Origin of the sequence: Rhodoplanes elegans (assembly GCF_016653355.1) — a bacterium.
In the GTDB taxonomy this organism is placed as follows: domain Bacteria; phylum Pseudomonadota; class Alphaproteobacteria; order Rhizobiales; family Xanthobacteraceae; genus Rhodoplanes; species Rhodoplanes elegans.
This window is the reverse complement of sequence record NZ_NHSK01000003.1, coordinates 1-4,771: the sequence shown is the minus strand read 5'-3', so window position 1 is coordinate 4,771 and position 4,771 is coordinate 1. Positions and strand designations below refer to the sequence as shown.

The window sequence follows — 4,771 nt, the reverse complement described above, 5'->3', positions numbered from 1 at the left end:
CCGTCGCGCTCGCCGGAGCTCAACCCGGTCGAGAACGTCTGGCAGTTCCTGCGCGGCAACTGGCTCTCCAACCGCGTCTTCGACACCTACGACGACATCGTCGACGCCGCCTGCGACGCTTGGCGACGCCTCGTCGCCCAGCCGGAGATTATCACCTCGATCGGAATGCGAGCTCGGGCTCACATCGGTCAATCATGAGGGCCGTTGGTATAAAGTGCTATTCGTCTACAGCGAGTTCGTCGCGTTTCCCTACTACGCGGCACATCCCGTGTTCGGCGCTCAGCACACGCTGCTGAACGACGCGGGCATGCGGCTCCTGGACTTCGAGTTGCATCATGTGGCTTACCGGCGCGGGCCGCGAGATCTACCCGAATCGGTCGACAAGCGCCTGCTGCATGCCGGAGACGCCTTCTTCGCCCTTGACCCCGACCGGAGGCAGCTCTTGCCGTCGACAAGCAGCGACTTGCGGCCATCGCGATGAGCTTCGGCTTTGTTTCCTTTGCGTTGTCTCTTCTCGATGAAACAAAGCTGGTTAAGAAAGAGGATATCGATAGGATTGAACGTGCTGTGCGCTCAGCGATCACTATCGACCGCATCAGGTCGGTCTGGGCGAAGTTGCCGACCCGTATTGCCAGCATCATACGCAGATGAGCCAGCCTGCGTAGTTCAAGCGCGGATGCACCATGGTCAAGCCGTCGACACCAAATCCCCTGCTTCGTGCTGCGCACCGGGTGTTCGAAACGCCGCGCGGCTACAACGCCATCCAGCTCGTTAATCGTAAGCGTTGTCGTCAGGCCACGGCTTTGAGGGCTTGCGGCGGGGCGTAGGCCCATGGCAGCAGGTCGTCGATGCGGCTGTTGGGGTGGCCGTCGACGATCCTGGTGATGACGTCGGCGAGATAGACGTGCGGATCGATGCCGATCAGCTTGCAGGTCTCGATCAGCGAGGCGACGACGGCCCAGTGCTCGGCGCCACCGTCCGACCCGGCGAAGAGCGCGTTCTTGCGGTTGAGGGCGATCGGGCGGATCGAGCGTTCGACGACGTTGGAGTCGATCTCGATGCGGCCGTCGTCGAGGAAGCGGGTGAGGCCGTCCCAGCACGAGAGCGCGTAGCGGATCAAGCATAGGATCAAGTTTAGACACAAGCCGATCTCCGATTCAGACCTCGATGATCGGCACCCTCCGCCCTCACCACCCTCCGCAGAAGGTGGGGCCAAAACGACGCTTACCGTTAATCGGCCGACTGTCACGATTATCCGCTCCACAATTGGCTAGCTCCTGAATTTCGGCTCGGCCAACCGTTTGCTGGACATCGGCTGCGGAACCGGAAGTTATCGCGAGTTTTTTCGAAAGAGACTATGTCGGCATCGACGTCAATGCGAACTACATCGACTTTGCAAGCAGTCCATAGAGATAGTCCTAGAGCGGTTCCCGATCTGAGTGAATCGCGAAGGATTCACAAACTGGCGCGGAAATGATTCATGCTGTCTGCCGGAGAGGGAGGCCGGTAGCCATGTCGCGAGCCCTTTCTCTCGATCTACGAACGCGGGTTCTGAAGTCAGTGGCCGATGGGATGTCGCATCGGCAGGCCTGTGAGCGGTTCGGGGTCAGCGCGGCGAGCGTCAGCCGATGGCGACGGCGGACAGAGGTCCAAGGGGACGCCCGGCCGAAGGCGCTCGGTGGCGATCGCCGGTCCGGCCGGATCGAGGCGTGCAAGGACTTGATCCTGGGCGTACTCGCCGAGACGCCCGACATCACCATCGAGGAGCTTCGTCGGAGCCTCGCGAGCCACGGGCACACGTTCGGCTTCGGTACGATCCAACGGTTCTTCGAGCGTCACCGGGTCGGCGGGCGTGGTAGCGTGCAGGCTCACTGGTTCGGCTCGGATGCGCCACGTTGCCGCGCCCGCTCTACGATCTGATCAGAACCCATGTGTTCGCCGGCGATCGCGTGCACGGCGACGACACGCCGGTGCCGGTTCTGGCGAAGGGCAAGACCGACACCGGCCGGGCCTGAGTCTATGTGCGCGACGATCGCCCGTTCGATGGGCATGATCCGCCGGCGGCCGTGTTCTTCTACTCGCGCGACCGCACCGGCGATCATCCCGAACGTCACCTGCATCGCAATGGGGGTATTCTCCAGGCCGACGCCTACGCCGGATTCAACCGGCCCTACACGGCGGGCCGCAAGCCGGCGCCGCGCGTGGAAGCCGCGTGTTGGTCAAATCACATCGTCCGCAAATGCTACCCTTGAGCGCAAAAAGTTACAGGCGCCATAACTCGATCATGGCAGGCCTGTTTTCACGATTCAGCACTGACTTGACGTCAAATACCTGCCCTCGCCCGTCACGCAGAAGTCGTTGCACTAGAGACCAACCGTCCGCAAGGAAACAGTCGTGCGGCACTGCCAACACTACGGCGTCGGCTGGACAGAGATCGTCGGTTTCCACAAGTGCAATGCCGTGCTCATGAAAGCTGTCACCTCGATCAGCCCACGGATCACTTACCTGCACCTCTATTCCGAACGATTGCAGTTCGCGGACAATATCTACCACCTTGGAATTGCGTGTATCTGGAACGTTTTCTTTAAATGTTAATCCGAGCACTGTAACGACACCGTCGCACACCTTCTTTCGCAGCAGTCCGCGTATGCACTCGCGCGCAATCGTAGCACCCATGCCGTCGTTGATTCGGCGCCCCGCCAGGATAACCTCCGGATGATAGCCGGCTTTCTCTGCTCGAAATGTTAAGTAATAAGGATCTACACCGATGCAGTGCCCTCCGACTAAGCCAGGATGGAAAGGAAGAAAGTTCCATTTGGTTCGTGCGGCAGCAAGCACGTCAGATGTATCTATACTAAGCGCTTTAAAGATCAATGACAATTCGTTCATGAAAGCGATATTAATGTCACGTTGCGTGTTCTCGATTACCTTGGCAGCTTCGGCGATCTTAATCGAAGGCGCTCGGTGAATGCCCGCGGTGACAACCGAACCGTAAACAGCCCCGATAATATCTAGGCTTTCGGGATCCTGCGCAGAGACAACCTTTGTGATGGTCTCGAATCGGTGCGCTTGGTCGCCGGGGTTAATTCGTTCCGGCGAATAGCCGAGTTTGAAATCCTGCCCCGCCTTCAAGCCGGACGCCCGCTCCAGCACTGGGCTGCATTCCTCCTCAGTGGCTCCCGGATACACGGTCGATTCGTACACCACGATGTCGCCAACCTTTAACACATGGCCAATTGTCTCGCTTGCGGCGAGCACAGCGCTCAAATCTGGCGCATTAGCTTCAGTAATCGGCGTTGGCACTGTGATTATATAGAAGTTTGATGCCGCGAGGCCGGAGACATCGTAGGTGAGCCTCAGCGACGAATGACGCAAGTCCTCGGGTCGGACTTCATTGGTCCGATCGTAGCCGTCCTTGAGTTCTATAATTCGGTTTTTGTCAATGTCGAAACCCACCACGTCGGGCCAGCGTTTCGCAAAGGCGATTGCGACAGGAAGGCCAACATAGCCGAGGCCCACAACTGCAATTTTTCTCATCTTTCCGATACCCGTTCACGTTGGCTGGCCGCTTTGCCGCAACTGCAAGCGAACTCCAATAGCAGGCAGTTGATGTCTCACGCAATCTGGTGGTTGAGACTTTTATCTACTTCAGAAGGAGCCGACCATTGGCACCTCCAGCGTAGCGGTAACGGGTCCATTCTTTCATGAGCGGGTGGAACTCAGCGCAACAAGGACATCGTCCATTTTTATGTAGCCGTCATCGAGGGCTCCCGCGAGAGCCCGTTTGGAAACCGGAGTGGCGGTTCGGTCGGCGGCGTGATTCAAGCTGGTCATGTGGAAGCGGTCGAGGAAGATAGACATCGCCGCGGTCGAGACCTCGGACAGGACCAGAGCACACTGATCGCCGGTCGCGTGCGGACGGCGGCGAGGATGTTGACGGAGGTGAAGCGTGTGTTCCAGACACTCTGGAGTTCGCTGACGCGAGGTTTCGACCGTCTGCTTCATCGCTAACGGCGAGGCGTGCTGCTGCTCGAGCCGCCCGCGGCGGGCAAGACGCATCTAATCGTGGCGCCCGGCCGGAGGCGATCGTCGCCGGCCACGCGGGGTCGTGCTTCCTGCCGTTCTGGCCGGACGCAGCGCACCCGTTCTTCCAGCTGGTGAGCCGATGCTATGAGCATTGCGCTAGGGTCAGGACTCAATTAAGCCACCAAGCGACGGTGGCGGCCAGGATTGCGCCGGCGAGGAAGTTTCTGGCGAGCTTGTCGTAGCGGGTTCCGACGCGTCGGAAGTCCTTGAGCCGCGAGAACATCCGCTCGATGCGATTGCGGCGCCTGTAGGCGAAGCGATCGTAGGGGATCGGCTGCTTGCGGCTGGCGGTCAACGGGATCACGGCCTTGGCGCCGCCCTCGGCGAGCAGACGTCGCAGACTGTTGGCGTCGTAGGCCTTGTCCGCGATGAGGCCGGTGATCGGCGCCACTCTGGCGATTAGCGTCGGTGCAAAGGCGATGTCGTTGATGTTGCCGGACGAGCAACATTCCGGATGTCGCTTGACACGCGTCGAGCTGCAGCTAGTTCTCTTCCCGGCCATGATTTTGTACCAGAAGCCTCTGTGGCTGACTCGCTGGGGATTCCGGAGCGAGGCTAATTGTGATTCGCTCGGGGCGGGAGGATTCGCGCCATGGCGACAGCGGTTGCTCTGCGGACGGATTTCTCGGCGGCCGATCTGCGGCGTGGCAGCGGCATCGAAGAACGCCAACCAGAGCCGACGGCT

The 4,771-nt window shown here is 59.9% G+C and carries 5 protein-coding genes and 3 pseudogenes; 4 read left to right on the top strand and 4 right to left on the bottom strand.

The annotated features are described in order from the left end of the window. Both CCR97_RS00285 and CCR97_RS00280 read left to right on the top strand, forming a co-directional pair. A partial coding sequence (locus tag CCR97_RS00285) for a transposase (RefSeq protein WP_201159204.1) occupies positions 1–198 on the top strand: 198 nt, incomplete at its 5' end. A gap of 16 nt (positions 199–214) precedes the next feature. Beyond that, complete coding sequence (locus CCR97_RS00280) at positions 215–481, top strand: hypothetical protein (protein WP_111359709.1); 267 nt, start codon at positions 215–217, stop codon at positions 479–481. 309 nt (positions 482–790) lie between these two features. On the opposite strand, the pseudogene CCR97_RS00275 reads toward CCR97_RS00280, so the two are convergent. Then, positions 791–1,117 (bottom strand): annotated as a pseudogene (locus tag CCR97_RS00275) (transposase domain-containing protein); the annotation flags it as partial. 395 nt (positions 1,118–1,512) lie between these two features. On the opposite strand from CCR97_RS00275, the pseudogene CCR97_RS00270 reads away from it, so the two are divergent. Further along, a pseudogene (locus CCR97_RS00270) lies at positions 1,513–1,845 on the top strand (helix-turn-helix domain-containing protein); the annotation flags it as partial. Positions 1,846–1,889: 44 nt separating this feature from the next. Beyond that, a pseudogene (locus tag CCR97_RS31495) lies at positions 1,890–2,246 on the top strand (IS66 family transposase); the annotation flags it as partial. A gap of 16 nt (positions 2,247–2,262) precedes the next feature. Here the strand turns inward: CCR97_RS31495 and CCR97_RS00255 are convergent. From CCR97_RS00255 to CCR97_RS00245, 3 genes are all read right to left on the bottom strand, one after another. Continuing rightward, complete coding sequence (locus CCR97_RS00255) at positions 2,263–3,537, bottom strand: nucleotide sugar dehydrogenase (RefSeq protein WP_201159203.1); 1,275 nt, start codon at positions 3,535–3,537, stop codon at positions 2,263–2,265. Positions 3,538–3,702: 165 nt separating this feature from the next. Next, positions 3,703–4,059: a hypothetical protein gene (locus tag CCR97_RS00250; RefSeq protein WP_111359714.1), complete on the bottom strand. Its 357-nt coding sequence runs from the start codon at positions 4,057–4,059 to the stop codon at positions 3,703–3,705. A gap of 136 nt (positions 4,060–4,195) precedes the next feature. Beyond that, positions 4,196–4,771 (bottom strand): transposase (locus tag CCR97_RS00245; RefSeq protein WP_201159202.1); only part of this gene is annotated, 576 nt, incomplete at its 5' end.